The organism is Hymenobacter sp. HD11105 (assembly GCF_054051685.1).
On the sequence record NZ_JBSWBR010000001.1, the window covers coordinates 165,028 to 188,112 of the forward strand.

Sequence of the window (23,085 nt, forward strand, 5' to 3'; positions counted from 1 at the left end):
AGTTTGCACCAAATTTTCTGATTTTATTATCTGGGCTTAAGCAACTTATACTCTAGTAATTCCTCGTTTATGCTCTATGAGATTAGGGAAGACCAACCTAAAATTTTAGACTAACTAAGTAGAGGCGCACCAATATGCAGACCCTCCTTGAATGCTAACAAGGCGTTCACTTATAACGAGCGTTGCATCAAGCGAATAGAGTGAAAAACGTTTGGTATCGGCTCGTTTAGGCAATGATGTTCCTCTTACGACAGAGCACTACTTATAAGGTCTCCTTCGATACTACCTTGCTCCTTAAAATGGGTCATACATTCTGCTGGTATGCAGCAAGTAAATAGTTAGATTGTCTAGTAAAATTCACTTATAACTTGGAGTAATTCCAGCCACGAGAAGTAACTCATGGTGTGGTCCTGTCTCTGCTGCTATGCGCTACTTCCTCTTGCTGGTGGCCGGTTGGCTGCTTCTCCTATCTACCTCTAAGGCTGCTCAGCTGCCTGTAGACCCAGCCGCGTCGCAGACCACATCTCGGTCGGGGGCGGTGCAAGCAGCCGCGCCATCTGCGGTCAGCTACCGCTACTGGGAGACGCCGCCCAATTTCCTGCGCCAGGTGCTCAGCAGCCAACGCGCTGACACGGCCCGTATGCGCACGCTTATGCACTTGGCCGATATCGGCACCAAAGCGGGAGCGGAGAGTATTAATGCCGACGAGGCCATGGAACTACTGGCGCTAAGTGCCCGATTGGGGCGACCCGAACAGCGGGCGTACCGCTATCTGATAACAGCCTACCAGCTGGCCGCAGCCAACGACTTAGTGGCTGCGCTCGACACAGCACAGGCCGCCGTGGCCGCATTTGACCGCCTCCAGCGTCCCGTGCCGATGCTTCTGATCAGCATGCGCCACTTCTTCCCCCCGACGAGCCAAGAGGCGAAGCGGACCTTTTACCGAGCTCAGTTGGTCGCCTATCGGCAGCGGGGGGATACGCTGAGCATAGCCGCCTGCTACCACGCTCTGGCAGGCTACTGCAAGGCCGTGGGCGACCAGAACCAAGCTATTGGCCACTACTTGCAAGCGGCGCAGTATTACCGCCGTTTTCACGCCCCCCTCTACTACGATTGCCTGGCCGTGGCCGGCCAAGCTTATGCCGAGTGGGGCAACATAGAAAAGGCGCTATTTTATCTGCGGCAATCCTTGGCTGAGGCTGGTGGCCAAGCCCGCACGAATCCCTATGTCCGCTACGCGTTGCTGGCCCAGGTGCAGCTGCAAGCGCACGATTACCTGGCCGCCCTGCGCTCCTTGGATCAGAGCATCGCCAGCGCCCCCCCCGGGGATAAGGCCTTTCGGGGCTGCTGGTTGGTGCTGAAAAGTGCGGTGTTGCTGGCTCAGCGCCGCCCCAGCGAAGCCCTCCCGCTTCTGCATACGGCCCAGCAGTTGGACGATTCGCTGCACTTGCCCCTTGTTTCGTCCAATGGTAGCTTTGAGTTGGCGGCCACCTGGGCGCAGTACTACGAGGCAATCGGCGACGGGGCTCGCGCCGAAACCCACTGGCTGGCGGCGTATCGGCAGGCCCAGCAGGCGCGCAATACGCCGTTGCGGCTGGCTTACCTACGCAATTTGGCTCGCTTCTATCAGCAGCAACGCCAACCGGCCATTGCGGCAACGTATGCCATAGCTGCTCTTGGGTTGAGCGACACGCTCAGCGCCTCCCAAGGGCGGCTGCACGTGACGAAATTTGAAATTCAGCAAGCTCAGCAGGCCCAGACCCTGCGCATCGCCGACTTGCGCCAAGCCCAGGCCCTAGACGCGGCCCAGGCCCGGCGTCAGCGCCTGCTGCTAGGAGCAACGCTGGCTGTACTGGCGCTGATTGGGGGCCTAGTGTTTGTGCTCTGGCGCAGCAATCGGCTCAAGCAGCGCGCCAACGAGCAGCTTAATCGGTTGAATGCTGCTGTTACTACACAAAAGCAGGAGCTGCAAGTCCAGCGGGATCAGCTCGACGCCTCTCTGACGGAGTTGCGCACGACTCAGGCCCAGTTAATTCAAAAAGAGAAGATGGCCTCGCTGGGCGAGCTGACGGCCGGTATTGCCCACGAGATTCAGAACCCCTTAAACTTCGTCACCAACTTCTCGGACGTGAGCGCCGAATTGATGCTCGAGCTGCAGGAAGCCCAACTCGCGGGGGATGGCGAGGAGGTGGCCGCGTTGGCCGGAGATGTAACTGAAAATTTGACCAAAATCCGGCAGCACGGGCAGCGCGCTTCTAGTATTGTCCGCGGAATGCTGGAACACGCCCGCGCAAGCACCGGGGAACGGACCCCAACGAATCTGAATGCCCTGTGCGAGGAATATTTACGCTTGGCTTACCAAGGGCAGCGTACCAAGGACTCACAGTTTGAGGCGGAAGTAAATACCGACTTTACCTGTGATTTAGCCCCCGTAAACATTGTGGCGGCCGATGTTGGACGAGTGCTACTGAACCTCTACAGTAATGCCTTCTATGCCGTGCAGCAGCGCCAGCAACTAGGCGAAGCAGGCTACCAACCCGCTATCAGCGTCCAGACGAAGCACCTGGACGGGCACGTAGAAATTCAAGTGCGCGACAATGGCACTGGTATGAGCAAAGCGGTACAGAGCAAGATCTTTCACCCCTTCTTCACCACGAAGCCGCCTGGGGAAGGCACAGGCTTAGGGTTGTCACTCAGCTACGACATTATCGTTCAAGGCCATGGGGGCACGCTTAATATGGAGAGTAAGGAGGGTCACGGTACTGAGTTTACTATCACCCTGCCCGTTTAGCTTCTGTGCTGACTTAATCTAAGTGTACAATTCAAGCGCATCGGTAGCCCAAGGAGAGAGTTAGCTTTCCAGCTTCCTCCTATCTAGCGTAACGGTCGCTTCTCTTGTAGGAATACAGCTTGTTGATAAGGCGGTGTTTTGCCCCCCAAGCTGTAGCTTACGGGTTCATCCACGGGCTGCTCCGTACCTTATGTTTTTCAAAAGACGTCGTTCTGAGTTGCCCGCTGCGCTACCGGATGCCGAGCTGCTGGTGCGCTACCGGCAGCACGGCGACGTAGCCGATGTGGGCACGCTGTATGAGCGACATATGGTGTCGGTGCTGGCCATTTGCCGGCGCTACCTGCGCGACGAGGACGATGCCAAAGACGCGGTAATGCAGCTGTTCGAAAAGCTGGTGGAAAGTCTGCGGCGGCATGAGGTAGACAACTTTCCGGCCTGGCTGCATACTACGGCCCGCAACCATTGCCTAATGCTTCTACGCGCCCGGCAGCGCGCCGATCCGGATAGTGGCGGCGCCCTCGTGCTGCACTTTCCCGACGCGGCCGGTATGGAATCGGCGGTGTCTGCGCATCTACCTACTGATGACCCCGACGAAGCCGCTTTGACCGAAGAACGCCTACAAGCCCTAGAGCTTGCCTTGGCTGAGCTACCGCCCGGTCAGCGACGATGCTTGGAACTGTTTTACCTCGAAAAGCAGTGTTACCGTACTATCGCCACTATCACCGGCTTCGAGCTAGGCTTAGTGAAAAGCCACCTTCAAAACGGCAAGCGCAACCTCAAACGTTACTTAGAGTCTTCTGCTCCTGATGCGGCCCACTGACCAGCTACCTACTCCACCTTCGTCTGCCGAACCCGGTGGGCACCTGCCCGTGGCCTTGCTGCGGCAGTACGTGGCTGGTACGCTCGCACCAGCCGCCCAGCACCGCGTGGAGGCACATACACTTGATTGTCAGCGGTGTGCCGAAGTACTCGAAGGGCTGGAAATGACCGACGCAGCCACTACCGACCAGAGCTTGGCCGACCTGCAAAGCCGCCTACGCGCCCGCGTAGCTCAAGAAGTCGACCCCAAGCCAGTATCCGCTAACTGGCCATGGCTGCAAATGGCCGGAGTCGTGTTGCTACTGATAGCCAGCGTCGTTGGATGGCGCCTACGTCAGGCGAACACCGAAACGCAGTCGGTGCCCGTGTCGGCGGTGATGCAGGCAGAGCAGCCGGTCGCGAGAAGTCAGCAAGAGTCGTTGCCGTCAGCATCCTCTGCACCTGTGTTAGAAGCCGAATCAGCAGCAGGACAGACCATACCAATACTGGCTGACGACGCATCAGTTTCGCAAGCAAATCGCCCCGAAGCAGCCTTGGCAGTTACGTCTGCTCGCACCAATGCAACGCCCAGCGCCAATGTTCGCTCTTCCAAAATCTCAACTCGGCAGGCAGGCGATGTGGCGGCGATAAAGACCCAAACGCAGGATAGCAAGACAACCGCGGACAGCATCTCCCCTAGCACCGTGGTGGTAGCTACCGAAGTCACTGTGCCAGCCGAACCATCGACTCCGCTCCCATCCGATCCTACTCGCGCTTCCGTGGCCAGGAGTTCTACGCCGGTAGCCGGCTCTGCATCGAACCCGGAAGAAAAAGCGAAAAAAATGCCCCCCAGCGCAAATATGCGCTCGTTGGCAAGCTCTGCCGCTTCGGCTGCGAGCTTGAAAACAGTGCGGGGTCGTATTACGGACCAAGCCACCGGCGACGGGTTGGCTGGGGTAACGGTACTCGTAAAAGGCACCAACCAAGGAGTGAGTACTGAGGCCGATGGCTCCTTCACACTGCCCATCACCGAGACACAATCGACGCTCACTATTTCGTCTATTGGCTACCAAACTCAGGAGTATAAGCTCACCAACCCGACGGCCCCGCTCACGCTTGCCTTGGCCTCGGATACCCAAGCGCTCAGCGAAACGGTAGTGGTGCGGAAAAGTAAAATGCCAGTGCCTCCAGCCGTCGGGCCCGCACCGGCCGGAGGTTTACCAGCCTTCCACAAGTATCTAAAAGAAGAGCTAGTTTACCCAGAAAAAGCCCTTAAGGAGCGCACCCAAGGCACCGTGAAATTAAAATTCACAGTAACAGCTACTGGCTCTATTGAGAACCTGAAGGTCGTGGACAGCCTCAGCAAAGAGTGCGACGAAGAGGCCATGCGCTTGGTGCGTGAAGGACCAGCTTGGTTTCCGGGCATCATCGGTGGCCGCCGCACGGCTCAGCAAGTGCGCATCGTGGTGCCGTTTCGCCTTTAGCTTGTGGTATTACCGTCAGCTGCTCTATTTTTCGCAACAAAAAGCCCCCAGAAGGGATCTGGGGGGCTTTTTGTTGCTCAAACTACTCTAGTTGCTGTAGCCGCCGCCGCTTTCTGGGGCGGTGGCGCTGCCGCCGGGCTCTACTTCGCGGGGCAAATCGGGCTGAGTTTTTATTTCTACCTGGCTGTAGTCGGGGGTACCGCCGCCAGTACCGGGGACTTCGGCCTGCTCGGTTTCGATGCCGCCGATGGCGCCGGCATTCCACTTGTGCATTACTTCAAAAGTAATTTTGGCCGTGATACGGTACTCCACAATGCGGTTGTCCTGCACTTTGCAGCTCTGATCTTTAATGTAAATCGACTTGATGCCTTTGAGCGTGGTGCTGGCTTCGGTGAGGGCACGCTGCAGGGCGTCTTCGAAGCTTTTGTCAGAGCTGGCTAGTACTTCAATTACTTTCTTGATGTTACTCATAGCTTGGGGCGTTTGGTGGTGGAACGGGGCTAAACAACGGCTCCAGAAGGGGCTGGCATGGTTGTACGCAAGCCGGCCACGAGCGGCTGAGTTCCAACGTTGCCCCCCGGCTAGGCGTTATGTACTTTTACCCCCTCGAACTAATCTGCCACCTCAGCTTTCCGCTTCATGAATTTCCGTACCGAGAAAGACACCATGGGTCCCGTACAGGTACCCGCCGACGCATACTACGGCGCCCAAACCCAGCGCTCCATCGACAACTTCCGCATCGCGCAGGATATCAACCGGATGCCCAAGGAAATCATCCGCGCCTTTGCTTATTTAAAGAAGGCTGCTGCGCTCACCAACCGCGACGCCGGTATACTATCCGCCGATAAAGCCGAGTTAATTGGCCGCGTGTGCGACGAGATTCTGGAGGGCAAACTAGATGCGGAGTTTCCGCTGGTGGTGTGGCAAACCGGTTCGGGCACGCAAAGCAACATGAACGTGAACGAGGTGGTAGCCTACCGCGGCCACGTATTGCAAGGCGGCCAGCTCAGCGACGAGAAGAAAGCGTTGGCGCCTAACGACGACGTAAACAAGTCGCAAAGCTCGAATGACACCTTCCCCACGGCCATGCACATCGCGGCCTACAAGATTCTGGTGGAAGTGACCATGCCCGGCATCGAGAAGCTCCGCGACACGCTCAAGCGCAAGTCGGAGGAGTACATGCACGTGGTGAAAATTGGCCGCACCCACCTCATGGACGCCACGCCGCTCACCGTGGGCCAGGAGTTTTCGGGCTACGTATCCCAGCTCGACCACGGCCTGCGGGCTATTAAAAACACGCTTGCGCACTTATCGGAGCTGGCGCTGGGAGGCACGGCCGTCGGTACGGGCATTAATACGCCCCCCAACTACTCCGAAAACGTAGCCAAGCACATCGCCGACCTCACGGGCTTGCCTTTTGTCACGGCCGAGAACAAGTTTGAAGCTTTGGCTGCTCACGATGCCATCGTAGAAGCACACGGCGCCTTGAAAACGGTGGCGGCTTCGCTGATGAAGATTGCCAACGACATTCGCTTGCTGGCTTCCGGCCCGCGCGCCGGCATCGGTGAGCTGTACATCCCTGATAACGAGCCCGGCTCGAGCATCATGCCCGGCAAAGTGAACCCTACCCAAAGCGAAGCCATGACCATGGTAGCCGCGCAGGTAATGGGCAACGATGTGGCCATCAACATCGGCGGCATGAACGGCCACTTCGAGCTGAACGTGTTCAAGCCACTGATGATCTATAACTTCCTGCACTCAGCCCGCCTCATCGGTGATGTGTGCGTGTCGTTTAATGACAAGTGCGCGGAAGGAATTAAACCCATTGAAGAGAACATTCAAAAGCACGTAAACAGCTCTCTGATGCTGGTAACGGCCCTGAACCCGCACATCGGCTACTACAAAGCCGCCGAAATTGCCCAAACCGCGCACCGCGAAGGCTCTACATTGAAGGAAACCGCGTTGAAGCTCGGCTACCTCACCGAGGAGCAGTTCAACGAGTGGCTGAAGCCTGAGGACATGGTGGGCGAGATAAAGAAGTAGCCGCCGCTACAACCTTGTCGAGTAACTATACGAACAACGGGCGACCAGCTACCATGCTGGCCGCCCGTTTTCATGCCTGCCTATCCTCAATTTGCCGCGCCCTTTCGTGCCTTTCTTGATCAGATTCCGGCTGCTGGCCGCGTAGTTGTGTTTTGTCATTTTGATGCCGACGGTTTGGCTGCGGGGGCCTTATTCGGGCGCGGGCTGAGTCGTATCAACCCGAGCTGGGAAGTAGAGGTTTTGCCGTCAGGCAAGGGAGAAAACGCCTTTCTAACGCCTGCTGTGCGCGAAAAGCTGTTAGCTTTTAAGCCTGATGCGCTTATCGTTACAGACCTCGGCGTTCATGAAAATGGCACTCTGGAAGCCGATGGCGTGCCGGTGCTGTACGTAGATCACCATATTCCCGAAGGTGAGCCGCCAACGGGTGCCACCGTGCTGACGGGCTACGGTCTGGAGCCAGTGCCTTGCTCGGCTTGGCTAGCGTACGAGCTGCTGGCCGCGGAAACGGACGTGACGGACTTGCAGTGGGTAGCCGCCATTGGCATTCTTTCCGACTTGGGCGACCAGGCGCCCTGGTCTCCTCTATCAACCACCAAAAAGCAGCACACCGCCAAGTGGCTCAAGGAAGCCGTAGCCATGTGCAACGCCGCTCGCCGCGCTGGCGCCTTCGATTTAGATTTGCCCTTACAATATTTGCTGCACGATGATAATCCGCGCGGCCTGGCTCAGGATGCTACGCTGGCCGCTTACCGCGCGGAAGTAGCCGCCGAGCTGGCCGTGGCCCGCAAAATGCCCCCCAAGTTCCCGCCCAAAGGTCCCGACGCTTCGCCCGTAGCTATTATCACCATCGATTCCCCCTGTCAGATTCATCCGCTGGTGGCGCAGCAGTGGATTCAGCGCCTCCCCGACCGGATTGTGCTCTGCGCCAACATGGGCTACCTGGCCGATGGAGCAGTGGCTATATCGGGCCGGGCGGCTAGCCGCGATCTGCACATTCCGAATGTATTGCGGGCAGCGTTTGCCCGCATTGGAGCCACGCCGCCGGCCAACTTCGCGCATGGTCATCCGCAGGCCAGTGGGGGGCATTTACCGCCCGAAGAATATGGTTTGCTGCTGAAAGGTCTCGGGTACGAATAATTATTCAACAGCGTCGCCAGAGGCACATCTTGGTAAGGCGCCACCCAGTGGGTTCACGATTTCTGCAAGCTGATCTATATTTTCCTTGCTCAATGGAGCTTTCGTCTAGCCCCATCTCATTTTTCCGGGCATATTTAGGCTTGACTTCCACGCATCTATCTTCTCTATGGATTTCTCCCAAGACATCATTCTGGAAAATAATCGCGCCCAGCTGCGGCCTTTGGCTATCACCGACTTTGAGGCCTTGCAGCCTATAGCCTTCGACCCAGAGTTGTGGCAGTTCACACTCACCCGCGGCGACGACCGAATCAGCTTGGCCGACTACATAGCGGCGGCTATGCAAGGTCGGGAGAAGGAGCAGCGCTACCCCTTCGTACTTATCGACAAGCGTACAAACCAAGTGGCTGGCAGCACGAGCTACTACAATATCTTTCTGGATGATGCGCGCCTGTCGATTGGCTACACCTGGGTGGGCACAGAATTTCAGCGTAGCGGCCTAAACCGGGCGGCCAAGCACTTGCTGTTGCGCCACGCCTTTGATGTGTTGGGTTGCGAGCGGGTGGAGTTGGAGACCGATGCCCGCAATACGAAGTCGCAGGAGGCGATGCGGCGAATGGGCGCCACCGAGGAAGGTACGTTGCGCAGTCACCGCCTCACCCAGGGCGGACGACGGCGCGATACCGTCATTTTCAGCATTCTAAAGCCCGAATGGCAGCAGCTGCGCAGTACGGTTTTTCAAGATTTCGAAAGCCGTGTCTGATTTGCCCCCCAGCCCCCGCGGCTTGCTTCAGCGCCGGGTAGCGAGCTTCGGCCATGCCTTTCGGGGTGTAGCGTCAGCGCTGCGCTCGGAAGTGCACCTGCGCTTTCACGCCCTCGCGACGGTGGTGGTTATTGGGCTGGGGTTTTACTTTGACATCAGCCTTACCGAGTGGGCGCTGGTAGCTTTGGCCGTAGGCACCGTCTGGACGGCGGAGTTGGCCAATACTGCCATCGAGGCGCTTACCGACTTGGTGTCGCCGGAATATCATCCGCTGGCGGGCAAAGCCAAGGACGTTGCGGCGGGAGCCGTGCTGCTGGCGGCGCTGGCCGCGCTGGTAGTGGGCGCGCTCATATTTGCCCCCCGCGTATGGGCGCTGACCCATTAGCAAGGCAGAAGGCGGAATGAACAATTAGCAGGGGGCGGCGTAAGCACCACTGTTAGGCTGCAACCCTGCTACTTTGAGGCTTCAATTACGCTTTTGGCCTATTCCTCATTCCTCATCCTCTCTTGTTCTTTTGCCATGCGCACTGAGTTACTTTTGATAATCACCTCCATAGCTACCTGTCTTACAATGGGTTGCCAGACCGGGGTGAACGTGACTACCCCCACCGATGCGCCCGTATCAGGCAGCGTGTACGGCCCCAGTACCCCGGCCCCGACTAGCGCTAATACCGTGATGCCCACGCCAGCCCGCTCGTCCGTAGACGACACCGTCAAACGGCCGGCATGGCTCAACGAGCGCATCAAAAAAATAATGACCGATGATATGGTCGCAAACCCACCCATACAGATATTCCGCTACCTGTACAACGACCAGGTGGTGTACTACGAAACGGCTCCTTGCTGCGATTTTTTCACTGTACTCTACGCCGCCGACGGTAAAGTTATCTGCCAGCCAGATGGTGGTATCACGGGGAAAGGAGACGGCAAATGCTCCGATTTTCTTCAAAAGAGAGCGCGCGAAAGACTTATTTGGCAAGATCCGCGGTAAAGGAGTATTTTCCTTTAGATAAATTTGCTCCTTTCCATCGTCGTTGCTTTGCACAAGCTTTTCTTTGTCTGAACTGGGTGACTCAGGAGGCTGACGACCTCCCATTCATTCATTTTCATCATTCCACTCCCATGATCAACACCATCGAAAAACTGGCCGCTTATAATATCTGGGCCAATGACACCCTGCTCGCGCATATGGACAAAGCCGTAGCGGGTGGCGCCGAAATCCCGGCCGTAGCCCTGCGCCTGTTCAGCCACGTGCTTAATGCCCAGGCCATCTGGATTGCCCGCCTCACTGACACGCAAAGTCCCGTGAAAGTATGGCAGGAACACAGCCTACAGACTTTGCATGAGTTGCACGGCCAAACTTCAGGCCGCCTGCTGCAGATGGCTCAGGCCGCCGACGATACGGAGCTGCACCGCATGATTACTTACACTAACTCCGTGGGTGACGCTTACGTGAGCCAAGTATCAGACGTATTGACCCACGTGCACGTGCACGCCAACTATCACCGCGGCCAAGTGGCTACCCGCCTGCGCGACAATGGCTTAGAGCCTATTAATACTGATTTTATTACCTACTGCCGTGAAATGTCGGCTAAGGAAACTGTAAGCCTGTAAGCACCTACTTTTTTATGGCTGCTTCGTAATCGCAAAAACCCTTCTGGCTCACTTACCAGAGGGGTTTTTGTTTGTTACTTGGCCATCACTGCTATTTATAGATACCATGTTTGCTCCCCTCGCTCCTGTTTTGCCCCCCGAACGCCTAGCCACCGCTCATACTTACACTAGTTACCGCCAGCTTATCGATGAGCTGATGGAGCAAAACCTCACTACTGGCACCAACCAAACCGAGCAGATTCTGCAATATGCCCGCCTGAACATTCAGCGCATGCGCCGCGTGGATAAAACCATCGTGCTGCTCCCCGAATTGCGCGAGGCGCTGGCTAGCCTGCAGCATCGCTACGTGTGGCTAACCCTCACCGAAGGGTGGTGCGGCGATGCAGCCCAGATTGTACCTGTGCTCGAAGCCATTGTGAAGGTCAGTGACGGCAAGCTGGAATCGCGCTACCTGCTACGCGACGAAAACCTTGATCTTATGGACCGCTACCTGACGGGTGGTGGGCGTTCTATTCCCAAACTCATTGTATTGCGCGCCGATACGCTCACGGAAGCTGCCACTTGGGGCCCCCGACCGGCCCCGGCTCAGGCGCTATTTCTGGAATTGAAAAGCCAGAACCTACCCTTTGAGGAGTTTGCGACCCAGCTCCACAGCTGGTACGCTTATGATAAAACGCAATCGACTCAGCGCGAGTTGCTAGAACTCGTAAAGGCCTTGGAGCCTGTGGGAAGTTTCTCAAAAAGCTAGATAGCCGGGTTTTGAGAAGCATTGCTTACTGAAGTTTATATAATAAAAAAGCCCCCCAGCCGAGTAGCTGGGGGGCTTTTTTCAAAGGATAATGCTAAGGTTAGTCAAGCTTCGTTTGGCCCATATCAGTTATCTGGTTATTGGTAACCGTGATATCCGCGCGGGTAACTTTTGCTTTGTAAGCCGCCTGGTTAGCTGACGCGGTAGTGGTAGGGAAGAACTCGACCCGGTAAACACCAGAAGGCAAGCCGCTTAGCTGATAGCCGCCCGCCGCATCGGCAGAAGTGCTAAACGTATCGGCGGGCGTGATGGAGGCGCGAATAGCCAAGATCTGGGGTAGGGCCGCGGCCGGAGCTACGGTGCCACGCAGGCCGCCGGCAATATCTTGAGCAATAACACGAATGACAGGCTTCAGCAAGAAACGCTCTTTGGGGTCGTTGCCAGCCTTCCAAGTACCGCGCTGCACAATCGACTTTGCCACGTCGAAATCGAGGAGGAGCTGGAAGGTTTCGCGCTCCTTCAGCGTCGCCTTGTTGAGCTTCAGCTTAACGCCGGAAGTTTGGCCGCTGGGCGTTTTTAAGTCGTAGGTTACGCCGTCGCGAGCCGTGACGGTGCTGTTTGGGCCGAGCACCAAGCGAATCTCCTTCAGGTCGCCGGGCGCGAAATCAGTATCTACTAGTAAAGCTGAGCGGCCATTCACGTAATCCAGGATATTCAGCATTTGCGGCGTGAAAGGCAACAGCTCCCAGCCGTCGGCGCTTTGCTCGTCTTTCAAATGAACCTCAATCTGGCGGACATCCAGAGTTACTTTCTGAAAGTCACCGGGAGCATCCGTCATGCGGATTTGCAGCTTGGTGTCACTGCTTTTTTCGCTATTGTCGGCGCAACTCGATAAGGACAATGCAGCCAGTAAAGCAACTGGCAGGTAATGCGTAATTTTCATAAAGGAGAGGGATGGGTGAGGGACAGAAAGGAAGGAACTGCAACTGAATCATTCCTTAGCCAAATTCAAGCCAACATTCTTAGTTTTATTATATAAATATTTGTTAAATATTCATTTTAATAGATAAACGGGAATTTGTTTTTACTCTTCATGTAGCTTTATGCATAAAAAGGCCCTCACCATAGTATGGTAAGGGCCTTTTGTCAAGCTGAAAGGAACCTATTTGCCTCCCGAACGAGCCGTATCGGCGGGAGCAGTTGGAGCTGGGGCCGGTTCGGCGGGCCGGTTTTTGGGCTTGCCAAATAGCAATCCGTTGATCTTCTCCTTCGCCTGGTCGCGTACTTTGGTTTCTGCTTCGAGGCGCTTCTTTTCAATTTCGAGGCGGGCCTTCTCCTGCAAATCCTGCTGCTTGCGGGCAATGTCGCGCTGTAGACTATCCTGAGCCACTTGGGCGCGGGCCTGCAGCTGCGACTTAGCGTCCGTTACTTTCGCTTCTACAATGTTCTGCACCAGGTTTTTAGCCTGTGCTTTCACGTCGCCGCTGGTCAGCTTCACTTGCGGGTCTTTCATGGTGCCGCCAATGCTCAAGCCCAGCGTCACCCGGTCGGTACCCTGCAGGTTCTCGACGCCGGTGAGGGAGGTAAGGCGAGCATTGAGTTGGTTGCCGAGCTTGCCAGTAGGTACATTCAGAGCGGTGGCGTATTCGAGGTTGCCGTCTACGTTGCTGGAGCCGCCGATGGTCATCTTGATCTGGCCCACATTCACATCAAAAGGCTTCACAATGAAGTTGCCGTTAAGCATCTCGGTAGCTACGCCCTTATTCTCCACAACAAAGCTTTTTAGCTCCTGAAACTGCGTGAGCGCACTGATTTTGTTCATTACCTCGGAGCCGCTAACGGCTGCTCGCACTACTTCAATTAAGCCTTTACCCGTCAGGGAGCTGTACACGGGCATCATATCCGGGCCCATTTCGCCACTTACATTAAAGTTGGTGGAGAAAATGCCTTCCAAATTAGCGGCCAGCGGCACAAGGGTTTTTACCGAGTTGAATGCCTGGAAAGCGTTCTGGAAGTTCAGGTTTTTGATGTTCAGCCCCAGGTTAAACTTCGGGTGCTGCAAATCCTTGCTGCTGTAGCTGCCGGTAGTAGCAAAATTGCCCCCCAGGGTGTTGAAGGTCAGCCCATCAAGCCGTACTGTTTCGTCGCGTACCACTACGGTACCCTTCACATCGTCGAGCTTGAGGTTATCGTATACCACTTGCCCAACGCTGCTATTCAGGGTCAGGTCGAAGTGTTTGGGAATTTGCAGCACGCCTTGGGCTTGGGCGGGCGCGGTAGTTTTGGCCGTTGCAGTGGGCTTGGTCGTTACCTCATCTACCATCCACTCATTTACATTGAAGCGGCGGCTGTTCACGGTCAGGTTGCCACGTAAGGGCTGGCCGGGCGTGAACAGGTAGCCCATGTAGTTGCTAATGGTACCGGAGGCGGCAATGTCGGAGCTGCCCACAAAGCCGCTCATGTCTTGCAGTACGATCTTGTCGTTGTTGAACGTGGCCGTGGCGCGGGTCACTTTCATGCCCTGGGGCAGATCGGTGCTTTTGTAAGTTATATTCTGGGCGTTCACGGTGCCCGAGGCTACTACGTTCTGGTAGCGCTCCGCTTCGATGTCGGCCATGCTGCCCTTGGCGGCCACGTTGCCATTCAGACGACCGGTTACGGTCATACCTTCCAACGGGAATATCTTGGTAAGCTTGGTTAAATCCACGGTGCCGCGCACGTCGGTATCGAAAATGGGCTTATCGATATTCTGCGCCGCGAGGCGGCCTTCCAAAGGCTCACCATCGAGCAGCATCTTGAACTGTGGAATATTCAGACGTGTATCGTTGGGCTTGCCGGTAGTATTTGTGACGGTGCCGTTCAGGGTCAGGTTCTCAATGGGCGCCGGGAACTGCTTGGACTTCACGTAGCCGTTGGTAAGACGCATGGCAGCCTGCACCACGGGCATTTGGGTAGCTGAATACGTGCCTTTGGCGGTGCCATCCACGAATAATTGCCCCCTGAGCAGCAAATCCTGTACGGGGTATACCTTCATTACTTCGGCCAGATCTATGTTGGCCTTCACGCGGCCATCTACCCGCATCGGCTCCAAGCCATCAATAGCTACAGTGCCATCCACAGGGTTTTTGCCCAGATCGAGGTGAAAACGCTTCACATTGACTTTCACATTATTGGTGAAACCCGATGGGTTGTCAACCACCATATCTACGTTGATATTGCGAGCGGCTTGGGGCAGATCGGGGTAATGAAACATGCCGTCTTTCACTTGCAAATTCACGCCGTAGCCCGGCGACTTGGTGTCGCTCATGGTGCCTTTGTAATAGCCGTCGAAGGCCATTTTGCCCGCTGTCTCGATGTTCTTGAAGCGTTCTGTGAACACGCCAGGCACAATGCTCAGGATGTTTTTGAAGTCGGTTTCAAGGGCCTTGAAGGTCAGGTTGAAGTCGATATCGTTCTGGGGCATGGCAATGGTGCCGGCGAAGCTAGCCGGGAAGTCATTGAGGCGCACCTGGTTGTCTTTGAAAGTAAAGAGCATCTTACCCAAGTCCATAGCCATGGTCACGTCGGCCGCGAGTTTGGTGTTGGCCAGGTAGTTCATGCCGGCGTAGTTCATCGTGAAGTTGTCGGCCGTGGTCTGCGACTCCATATCGAACACGTTCTGGGTGAAGTCACCCGAGCCGGTATGATTCACGTTGCGGGCGCGCAGAGCGAAAGGAATCGTCAGGTCTTCGTAGCGCATTTTGCCCCCCACAATTTTCCAGCCCTTAATAGCCACACTTAACTGGCTCGTATCTTTGCCCTGAGTGGCCAGCGCAGAGTCGGACAAGAAAATATCCCAGTTAGCGCGGCCACTCTTAAGTACCCGCAGATTAATATCGGGCTGATCGAGTTGGATGGTTTTAATCTTGATCTGCTCGCCGCGCACCACGCTCATCAAATCCAATCCTACCCGGAAAGCGGGTAAGTAAGCGAGCGTATCACGGGCAAACGAATCTTGCCCGATTATACGCAGCTCATTAATGCTCAGAGCTAAATCGGGGAAAGAACGAAACAGGCTCAGGCTTACATTGGCCGGATCATACTCTACCTTAGCGGCTACGCGTTCCGCCAGCTGCCGATCCAGCGCCTGCTTTATTTTATCTTTGAACAACAGCGGCGCCAGCGCTATGGCCGCTACCAGTACTACTAAAAACAGCAGTAGGCCAACAAAAATTTTACGCATGAGTAAGAGGCTTGAAAACAGGAGAAGCGTACAAAATCGGGGGGCGGCAACGCTGCTAAAATGGCTGCCACCTCAGTAATAACTCCTGACTGGGCAAAAATAGTGCAACGTTAGGCTAAGGAAGATATAGAGGCTGATAGCCTTTCCTCAGCCTTTTTACTTACTTAATTGGGCAAGATTGCCTTTTAGTTCATGTGTCGCGGCTGCTCACGTACCAAACGGGGCTAGTGCGACGTTAGTGTTTCTCTTTTATGCATCTACCTCTACTTTCTTTTTTTGCCCCCCAGCGGTGGTTTCCTGTTAGCGGAAGCCGCTTTATAGCATCAGTCGTAGGAGCAATAGCTTGTAGTGTGGGGTTGCACCCGTCAGTGCAGGCGCAAGATTTATATTTCTCTCAACCCTACGCCACGCGCCTGCACACCAATCCGGCTTTCACCGGCCTGCTCGATGATTACAGCGTTTCGCTTAACTATCGTAACCAGTTTCCCACCTTGGCTGGCACCTTCCAAACCAGCCAGCTCGCCGCCGACTACCGCATGCGCAACCAGCGCAGCGCCGTGGGCCTTTTATTGAACTATGACCGCACTGGCTCCGTCGGATATACCCGGTTTGAGGTGGGTGGTTTGTACGCTTATCACTCCCGGCTGACGGAATTTTTGAGTTTGAGTGCTGGCCTGCAGGCTAGCTATGGAAATCAGCGATTGAGCTACGGAAACCTCGTTTTTGGTGACCAACTTTCCGATGAAGGGCTTACCGGAAACCCCACAGCAGAGTCGATGGACTTAAATCCGACAAATTATCTGACCATCGGAGTAGGAGGTTTACTATATACGGAACGGTTTTGGATAGGAGCAGCTGCACACCACGTAAATCAGCCAAATCTGGGTTTTGCGACCCAAACAACGCTGCCCATGCGGTTGAACTTAAATACGGGTTACAAACATTATTTCGTGCGCACTTCTACTCCCATCAAAACTCGTGAAGTAAGCCTGACCGCTACGGCAGGCTACACCCGTCAGGGTGGTTCGCAGCGGGCAGAAGCTGGGCTATATGGCACGTACTCACCTATCACCCTGGGAGCGATTTACCGGGGCATCCCTTTACCAGGGGCGCCTCAACCCCAGCAAATTATAGCGGCTATTGCTGGTATAAGCACAGGGGTTTTTCGCTTTGGGTATAGCTATGATGTCAGCTTAAGTGCATTTAGTGCCGATTTAGGCGGAGGCCATGAACTTTCCGTGAGCGTCCGCAATTTTGATCGGATTGAAGCTGCTTGGCGCCGTTTACGGCACCGCGACTTCATGACCATACCCACTCCGGCTTTCTAAAAAACAGTATAAATCAGTACCTTGCGTCGAATTACCTTCTTCAAATCATTTTCTCTCAGGTAGTTTCTATTTCATCATGAATCTTTCCAAATACTTACGCTTTGCCATCGTGGGAGCCTGCGCGTTGGCTGCCTGCAGCAAAGGTGCGCCAACCGCCACTAAACCTGGTAAGTACAGCTCCACTACGGGCATTGAGTACAACACCGAGGAGGGCATGAAGGTATCCGACTACGCCGGTATTCCAGAGGGTCCAGGCTTGGTGTTCATTGAGGGCGGCCGTACTGTTCTTGGCTCAGCCGAAGAGGACGTAGCCATGACCCGCGATAACGTGGAGCGTACGGTTACCATCGCATCGTTCTACATGGACGAGGCTGAGGTAGCCAACATTCACTGGCTGGAGTATCTGCACTTTGTGCGCAAAGACTCCGCTGAAGAATTCTATCAGTCGGCTTTGCCTGACACCGCCGTTTGGGCGCGTGAATTGTCTTTCAACGACCCATACGTAGACTATTATCTGCGTTACCCCGGCTTCCGCTACTTCCCCGTAGTGGGTGTTAGCTGGTTGCAAGCCAACGACTATTGCACGTGGCGTACGGCCAAAGTAAACGAGACGCTGGCTAGCGGCGGTTCTACCAAGAAATCAGGTGGTGGCCTGTTCGGTCGCAAAAAGAATAAAAACGCAGATGCAGGTGATTCTGCTGAAGGTGTAGAATCTACCAAGCCTTCCATTGAGGATGGTAACACCCTTCCTAACTACCGTCTGCCCACAGAAGCTGAATGGGAATATGCCGCTCAGGCTCTCGTAGGTACTCAAGAAGTAGGCAACGAGAACCAGGAGAACAAGCGTATCTATCCTTGGGATGGTCGCCAGGTACGTAACCCTTATGGTAAGAAGATGGGCCAGTTCCTGGCTAACTTCAAGCGTGGCCGCGGTGACTACGCCGGTATTGCCGGTAGCCTGAACGATGGCGCCATGATTACGGAGTACATCTACAACTACCCTCCGAACGACTACGGCCTGTATAATATGGCTGGCAACGTAAACGAGTGGGTACAGGACATTTACCGTCCGCTGTCCTTCGAAGATGTGGAAGACTTGAACCCCTTCCGTCGCAACGGCTTCCTTGACCCAGCCGAATCGGGCAACGGCAGTAGCACTGGCTACGACAAGAAAGGCTACCAGTCTCTTATCGACGACCACGTGCGTGTTTACAAAGGCGGCTCGTGGAAAGATGTAGCTTACTGGTTATCGCCTGGTACGCGCCGCTTCATGGCCGAAGATTCAGCTACTGCTGCTATCGGCTTCCGTTGCGCCATGATCAACGCCGGCTCAAACAAATAGTCTGATTCTTCCGGCCTTAAGTTGGCTGGAATGTATCAACCAGTTAGTCGAAACAAAAAAAGCCCCCCAGAAGTAATCTGGGGGGCTTTTTTTGCTCAAATGATTTGTAATACAGTTCTAGTCCAGGGCCTCATTGTACTAAAGACCAGAATGAATCTGCTATAGACAAAGCTGTTGGCGAAGTCGATAGCCCGTTAGGCTAACAGTGGGCGCACTTTGGCTAAAGAATGACACACCTGCTCCCGTTCGTATTCAGTGTCGAGCTTATGCTTAGCCGCCTCGGCAATCAGCTCGCACTGCTGCTGTAGCACCCGGCGACGGGCGGGCGCTGGAGTATGCTTAGCTATCATTCCTAAGGCATTGAGCAGGCGCAGCAGCACAGCAACATTAGCTGCGCCGCTGAGACGAATTTGATCAAACGAAGTGGTAACGTAATCGGCAAAAACAGGCCGTTGCGTAATTAATAACACCCGATCCTGTAACGGTTCAGACCTTAGACGCGCGCCGAAGCTGCGGGGACCAGCATAAGCCAGCAGTGCTCCTAAGTGGTCAACGCAAATAATGGCTGTGCTCGTGTCGTTGACGCCGGGCGAGAGAGCTTTTAGAGCTATATCCACAATCTGCCGCAGCCCAAAGCCAGCATCCTGTTCAATAGTGCGCTGATTACCGATCACGAATGCTTGATGTAGCTGCTGATCCACACTGGCGGGAATATCTTTAGCCTTATAAGGTGCTACTGACACTAGCTCTAAGCCTTCGGCTACAAAGCTGCCTAGGGCTACCTCCATACGTACTATGCACTCCTGCTCGCGAGCCACGCGCAGCAGCGTTTTCTCATCCACGCTTTGCAGGTAACCGGTAACCAAGGCCGGTATGATGCGCCACTCCCGTTCCCCTGATCCCTCATCCAAATCCTGATCTTCAGCATTATCGGCTGCCTGACCAGCTTCTGTCGGAAAAAGATGCTTCATAGCCTTCTTAGTGTCATGCATTATATGATGCACTATGTTGGAGGCTTCGATAGAAAAGGCAATATGATGAATAAAGAAGATAAGTACTCCAATGCTAAGCAGAGCCAGCACGACCGCGAAGGCATTCGCTAATGAGGGAACAAAGTCCTGCTCGCTATTAGCGTGAATACTGCGCAACACCACCAGACAGTAGGCAAAATTGCCCAAAAACGAGCCCAGGACCAGCTGATTGCCCCGGTCGCGCATAAAAATCCAGACCACGCGTGGTGAGTACTGACTTGACACCTGCGCCAGGGTAGTAAGCGTGAGCGTGAAGGTCAGCGCTGCTACCGTAATCATAGAGGTAGCCAGGGCGGACAACATACTACGGGCAGTTTCGGCACCGGCACCAAATAGCAGTGGATAATTTCTTTCCCAGCCGTGGTCGATGGTACTGTCTATAAATACTAGCCCGTAGGCCATGGCCAGCCAAAGGAAAATCATTAGTGCAGGCAAAAACCATAAACCTGCGTTTATGCTCAGCCAAAAGCGCGTAAATAGATTCATGCGCTTTACCTACTGCTTAAATAGTAAATGTGTTATAGTCGCGCTTTGCTTGCCTACTAAGATTAATCTCTGTTTATCAGATGGTTATCTTAGTTCAAATTAATATACAAGAGGCATCACTTGAAAGCACTTACGAGTGCTCGGCGCAGGCAATAGTAGCAATACTCACTTGGCTACACCCGGCAGCCAGCAACGCGGCTGCACAGGCTTCCAGCGTAGCGCCAGTGGTCAGCACGTCATCAACGACGAGAATGCGCTTGCCCAGAACACTTTCTGGGGCAGCCACTTCAAATACCTCGGCCACATTTTGCCAGCGCTCTGTGCGGTTCTTTCGCGTCTGAGAAGCCGTGTGTTCGTTGCGGCGCAACGCGGTAGCATTCCACGGCACGTTTAGGCTCAAGGACAAACCTTCCGCAAAGCTGTCCGACTGATTGTAGCCTCGCTTGGCCAGTTTGCGTGGGTGCAGGGGCACGGGCACAATCAGGTCGAACTCCGAGGCTAAGCCGAAGTCGGAGAGTTCGGCGCCGTACCAGCGGCCAAGCACCCGCCCAACGTCTTGTTGCCCCTGGTATTTGAGCTGATGCAAAAGATGCTGCACTCGACCGCGCCGCAAAAACCGTAGGTAGCTTAGAGAATGGCGCACCGGTAGCTTACCCCAGAACTTACGAGCTAGCGGATTGTCATTGGGGGACAATTTGTGGTAGTCGGTATAAGGAAGCTGAGCCCGACAGCCCGTGCAGATATGGTCTTCGCCGCGGGCTAAGGACTCGGTGCAAGCCAAGCAGACTTGCGGGAAAATCAGGGATACAAAGTCGGCCAGCGTAGTACGAATCATGAGGCGCTGGGGGGCAAAAACGTGGCCACGGTTTGCCGGCGGTCGACTACGGGGCTAAGCCAGGCCAAAAGTAAACCAGTTGCTACCAGCCAGTAGCTTACGCTCAACGCATGGTACGAAACTAGAACGGCCGCCAAAGTTAAGACGAAGCCCAGCGACCAAAGCAAGTGGCCCGGCAGGGTAGGGGCGGGGCGGGTAGTTTGAGGAGCGTAGGGTACATCAGCCCAAAGCACCCGCAGACGTGGATACTCCGAGGCCAATAAAGCCAGATTCATCAGTAAAAGCGCCCCCACTATGTACGAGGTAGCCCCCCATTGTTGGGAGATGGTGATTAGGAGAATATTGGCTAGCATGGGCACCAAGCCAATTGCTCCTAGCAACCAAAATCGGCGCGTAAGCAGCAAAAAGCCTGTTATTACCTGACTAAGTGCGATGAAAGCCGCATACATGCTTAGCTGGTAGGCTTGCAGCTTTTCAATCAGCCACACCGGACCAATCCAGCCGGGAAAGTGGTGGCCGGCGTAGAGCTTGGCCATGCCGGAGGTGAAGAAAGTGGCGCCCAGAAACACCATCAGGAAAACCCGCCACAAACGCATAATACGCATAGTCAGAACAGTAGAAACATCTAAACCAAGGGACGAGTAAGGTAACGGACCCGATGCACGATGGAGCTGCTAGCCGGGGCTTTTCTGCCTACTTTCGTGTTATCAATTCTCACCTCGACTTCTTTCCCCAAACCAATATGAGTATCGTCACCGAATTCAACGACTACCGGGCCCGCATGAACGAAAAGATCATGGCGGCTGACAACAAGGTTATTAAGCGCTTTTTTAACCTCGATACCAACACCTATCAAGCTGGCGCCATTGATGTAAAAACCAAGGAAATGCTGGGCCTGGCCTGCTCCATGGTGCTGCGCTGCGACGACTGCATCAAGTATCACCTGGGCAAGTGCTACGAGGAAGGCATCAATGATGAGGAAATCTACGAGGTGTTTGCCATTGCCAACCTCATCGGCGGCAGCATCGTGATTCCCCACTTCCGCCGGGCGGTGGAATATTGGGAAGCATTGAAAGAAGAGGCCGTAACCGCCGCTCCGCCCCACACCCACGGCGCCTAAGCATGGACGCGCAGGAAACCGAAGCCGAATTTGAGGCTCGCTGGTGGCAGCTGATGAATGAGATGCGTGAGCGTTTCGGCAAAAAACCTGATCTGAACGCCTTGCTGCTACTTATTGGCGTGCAGGAACTTGGTCAGGGGGCCGGGCCGTTCACTAAAGAGCAGAAGCAAGACCTGATGCACATTGCTACTTGCCGGCTCTTCAGCCTCTCGGGCCACTACGAGCTGGAGAGCGTCGATGAGGATGGCTGGCCCCACTACAAGCTCTTGCGGCCAGTACCGTTTGCCAACCTCAAAGAGCAGGAGCGCATGCTGAAGTGGCACATCTTAGAGTATTTTGATAAATGGATGAAGGAGTAAAAGGTGAAATAGTGAGGTGGTGAAATGGTGAGTTTGTCTTTCGACATGCGCAGTAATAACAGGAACCTCATCACCTCATTAAATCACCATTTCACTAAATCATCACCTCACTATTTCACCTTTGAAGATCATCAGTTATAACGTCAACGGCTTGCGCTCAGCATTGAGTAAAGGCCTGCTTGACTGGGTGCGCGAGGCAGCGCCCGACATACTTTGCCTACAAGAAATAAAAGCCGGCCGCGAGCCACTTGATGTGTCGGGCTTCGAGGCGCTGGGCTACCACGCGTACCTGCATCCGGCCATCAAGCCTGGCTACAGCGGCGTGGCTACGTTTTCTAAGCTTAAGCCTAACCATGTAGATGTTGGGTGCGGCACGGAGTGTTATGATTGCGAAGGCCGGGTTTTACGCCTCGATTTCGACGATTTTTCGGTGCTGAATACCTACATGCCCTCCGGCACCAGCGGTGCAGAGCGCCAGACATTTAAGGTTGAGTGGCTGCACTTTTTCCGCAGCTACGTGCGAGAGTTGCGTGCCACGCTGCCGCCTCTCGTTATCGTGGGTGACTTCAACTGCTGCCAGCGCGAAATAGATCTGCACAATCCCAAAGCCAACCAGAACAGCACGGGCTTCACGCCCGAGGAACGACGCTGGTTTGCCGACTTCCTGGCCGATGGCTTTACCGATTCTTTCCGCCACCAGCACGGCGACGCGGTAGGACACTATTCGTGGTGGACCTACCGCGCGGGAGCGCGGGCCCGCAACGTGGGCTGGCGCCTCGATCATCTGCTCATTGATGACGCTTTGCAACCACGCTTGGCGGGCGCTGGTCTTTTGCCCGATGTGGTCCATTCCGACCATTGTCCGGCCGTAGTTGAACTAACCTAGGCCTATGCTTGAGTTTGGAACAAATTGCCCCCCGGCGGTTGTCGTTCCAGAACTAGGCGTTGGTGCGAGCCATACGCGGCTTTAATGCGTATCTTTCCTCA

Annotated in this window: 21 protein-coding genes; 15 read left to right on the forward strand and 6 right to left on the reverse strand. The window is 54.9% G+C overall.

Annotated elements, in window-relative coordinates; genetic code table 11:
- Nucleotides 1–424: 424 nt before the first annotated feature.
- The 3 genes from ACW9KT_RS00785 (at nt 425) to ACW9KT_RS00795 (ending at nt 5,073) form a co-directional block, all read left to right on the forward strand.
- A complete protein-coding gene (locus ACW9KT_RS00785) occupies nt 425–2,791 on the forward strand; it encodes an ATP-binding protein (protein ID WP_457077461.1) in 2,367 nt (788 codons plus the stop codon).
- Between the two features lie 190 nt (nt 2,792–2,981).
- The gene (locus tag ACW9KT_RS00790; protein WP_457077462.1) at nt 2,982–3,611 is read left to right on the forward strand and encodes an RNA polymerase sigma factor; all 630 of its coding nucleotides are present in this window, start codon (nt 2,982–2,984) and stop codon (nt 3,609–3,611) included.
- Entirely contained in the window at nt 3,598–5,073 is a 1,476-nt protein-coding gene (locus ACW9KT_RS00795; protein WP_457077463.1) for a TonB family protein, read from the forward strand. Before ACW9KT_RS00790 ends, ACW9KT_RS00795 begins: the two co-directional genes overlap by 14 nt.
- 87 nt (nt 5,074–5,160) lie before the next feature.
- On the opposite strand, the gene ACW9KT_RS00800 is transcribed toward ACW9KT_RS00795, so the two are convergent.
- Nucleotides 5,161–5,544, reverse strand: a complete 384-nt coding sequence (locus tag ACW9KT_RS00800; RefSeq protein WP_457077464.1) for a dodecin family protein — start codon at nt 5,542–5,544, stop codon at nt 5,161–5,163.
- 168 nt (nt 5,545–5,712) lie between these two features.
- Here ACW9KT_RS00800 and fumC point away from each other — a divergent pair, with 168 nt between their 5' ends.
- The 7 genes from fumC (at nt 5,713) to ACW9KT_RS00835 (ending at nt 11,375) form a co-directional block, all read left to right on the forward strand.
- On the forward strand, nt 5,713–7,116 hold the full coding sequence (gene fumC / locus ACW9KT_RS00805; protein WP_457077465.1) for a class II fumarate hydratase: 1,404 nt from the start codon (nt 5,713–5,715) through the stop codon (nt 7,114–7,116).
- A 72-nt stretch (nt 7,117–7,188) separates the two neighbouring features.
- Entirely contained in the window at nt 7,189–8,253 is a 1,065-nt protein-coding gene (locus ACW9KT_RS00810; protein WP_457077466.1) for a DHH family phosphoesterase, read from the forward strand.
- A gap of 166 nt (nt 8,254–8,419) precedes the next feature.
- A complete protein-coding gene (locus ACW9KT_RS00815; RefSeq protein ID WP_457077467.1) occupies nt 8,420–9,013 on the forward strand; it encodes a GNAT family N-acetyltransferase in 594 nt (197 codons plus the stop codon).
- Entirely contained in the window at nt 9,006–9,398 is a 393-nt protein-coding gene (locus ACW9KT_RS00820) for a diacylglycerol kinase family protein (protein ID WP_457077468.1), read from the forward strand. The genes ACW9KT_RS00815 and ACW9KT_RS00820 overlap by 8 nt, the downstream gene beginning before the upstream one ends.
- A 186-nt stretch (nt 9,399–9,584) precedes the next feature.
- The gene (locus ACW9KT_RS00825; RefSeq protein ID WP_457077469.1) at nt 9,585–10,004 is read left to right on the forward strand and encodes a DUF6970 domain-containing protein; all 420 of its coding nucleotides are present in this window, start codon (nt 9,585–9,587) and stop codon (nt 10,002–10,004) included.
- A gap of 131 nt (nt 10,005–10,135) precedes the next feature.
- Complete coding sequence (locus ACW9KT_RS00830; RefSeq protein ID WP_457077470.1) at nt 10,136–10,627, forward strand: DinB family protein; 492 nt, start codon at nt 10,136–10,138, stop codon at nt 10,625–10,627.
- Between the two features lie 106 nt (nt 10,628–10,733).
- Nucleotides 10,734–11,375 (forward strand): thioredoxin family protein, encoded by a 642-nt coding sequence (locus ACW9KT_RS00835; RefSeq protein ID WP_457077471.1) that lies wholly within the window; start codon nt 10,734–10,736, stop codon nt 11,373–11,375.
- Nucleotides 11,376–11,475: 100 nt separating this feature from the next.
- Here ACW9KT_RS00835 and ACW9KT_RS00840 read toward each other — a convergent pair whose 3' ends face one another.
- Both ACW9KT_RS00840 and ACW9KT_RS00845 read right to left on the reverse strand, forming a co-directional pair.
- Nucleotides 11,476–12,318, reverse strand: coding sequence for a DUF4382 domain-containing protein (locus tag ACW9KT_RS00840; RefSeq protein ID WP_457077472.1), 843 nt, complete (start codon nt 12,316–12,318; stop codon nt 11,476–11,478).
- Between the two features lie 219 nt (nt 12,319–12,537).
- Complete coding sequence (locus ACW9KT_RS00845) at nt 12,538–15,597, reverse strand: AsmA family protein (RefSeq protein ID WP_457077473.1); 3,060 nt, start codon at nt 15,595–15,597, stop codon at nt 12,538–12,540.
- A 251-nt stretch (nt 15,598–15,848) separates the two neighbouring features.
- Between ACW9KT_RS00845 and ACW9KT_RS00850 the strand changes: the two genes are divergently transcribed.
- Both ACW9KT_RS00850 and gldJ read left to right on the forward strand, forming a co-directional pair.
- Entirely contained in the window at nt 15,849–16,925 is a 1,077-nt protein-coding gene (locus ACW9KT_RS00850) for a PorP/SprF family type IX secretion system membrane protein (RefSeq protein WP_457077474.1), read from the forward strand.
- A gap of 76 nt (nt 16,926–17,001) precedes the next feature.
- Entirely contained in the window at nt 17,002–18,267 is a 1,266-nt protein-coding gene (gene gldJ, locus ACW9KT_RS00855; protein ID WP_457077475.1) for a gliding motility lipoprotein GldJ, read from the forward strand.
- A gap of 194 nt (nt 18,268–18,461) precedes the next feature.
- On the opposite strand, the gene ACW9KT_RS00860 is transcribed toward gldJ, so the two are convergent.
- From ACW9KT_RS00860 to ACW9KT_RS00870, 3 genes are all read right to left on the reverse strand, one after another.
- A complete protein-coding gene (locus tag ACW9KT_RS00860) occupies nt 18,462–19,784 on the reverse strand; it encodes a DUF2254 domain-containing protein (RefSeq protein WP_457077476.1) in 1,323 nt (440 codons plus the stop codon).
- A gap of 130 nt (nt 19,785–19,914) precedes the next feature.
- A complete protein-coding gene (locus tag ACW9KT_RS00865; protein ID WP_457077477.1) occupies nt 19,915–20,619 on the reverse strand; it encodes a ComF family protein in 705 nt (234 codons plus the stop codon).
- The gene (locus ACW9KT_RS00870; RefSeq protein WP_457077478.1) at nt 20,616–21,224 is read right to left on the reverse strand and encodes a hypothetical protein; all 609 of its coding nucleotides are present in this window, start codon (nt 21,222–21,224) and stop codon (nt 20,616–20,618) included. Before ACW9KT_RS00870 ends, ACW9KT_RS00865 begins: the two co-directional genes overlap by 4 nt.
- A 137-nt stretch (nt 21,225–21,361) precedes the next feature.
- On the opposite strand from ACW9KT_RS00870, the gene ACW9KT_RS00875 reads away from it, so the two are divergent.
- The 3 genes from ACW9KT_RS00875 (at nt 21,362) to ACW9KT_RS00885 (ending at nt 22,984) form a co-directional block, all read left to right on the forward strand.
- Nucleotides 21,362–21,739 (forward strand): carboxymuconolactone decarboxylase family protein, encoded by a 378-nt coding sequence (locus tag ACW9KT_RS00875; protein ID WP_457078557.1) that lies wholly within the window; start codon nt 21,362–21,364, stop codon nt 21,737–21,739.
- 2 nt (nt 21,740–21,741) lie between these two features.
- Nucleotides 21,742–22,098, forward strand: a complete 357-nt coding sequence (locus ACW9KT_RS00880) for a hypothetical protein (RefSeq protein ID WP_457077479.1) — start codon at nt 21,742–21,744, stop codon at nt 22,096–22,098.
- A gap of 121 nt (nt 22,099–22,219) precedes the next feature.
- Nucleotides 22,220–22,984, forward strand: coding sequence for an exodeoxyribonuclease III (locus tag ACW9KT_RS00885; RefSeq protein WP_457077480.1), 765 nt, complete (start codon nt 22,220–22,222; stop codon nt 22,982–22,984).
- Nucleotides 22,985–23,085: the final 101 nt, after the last annotated feature.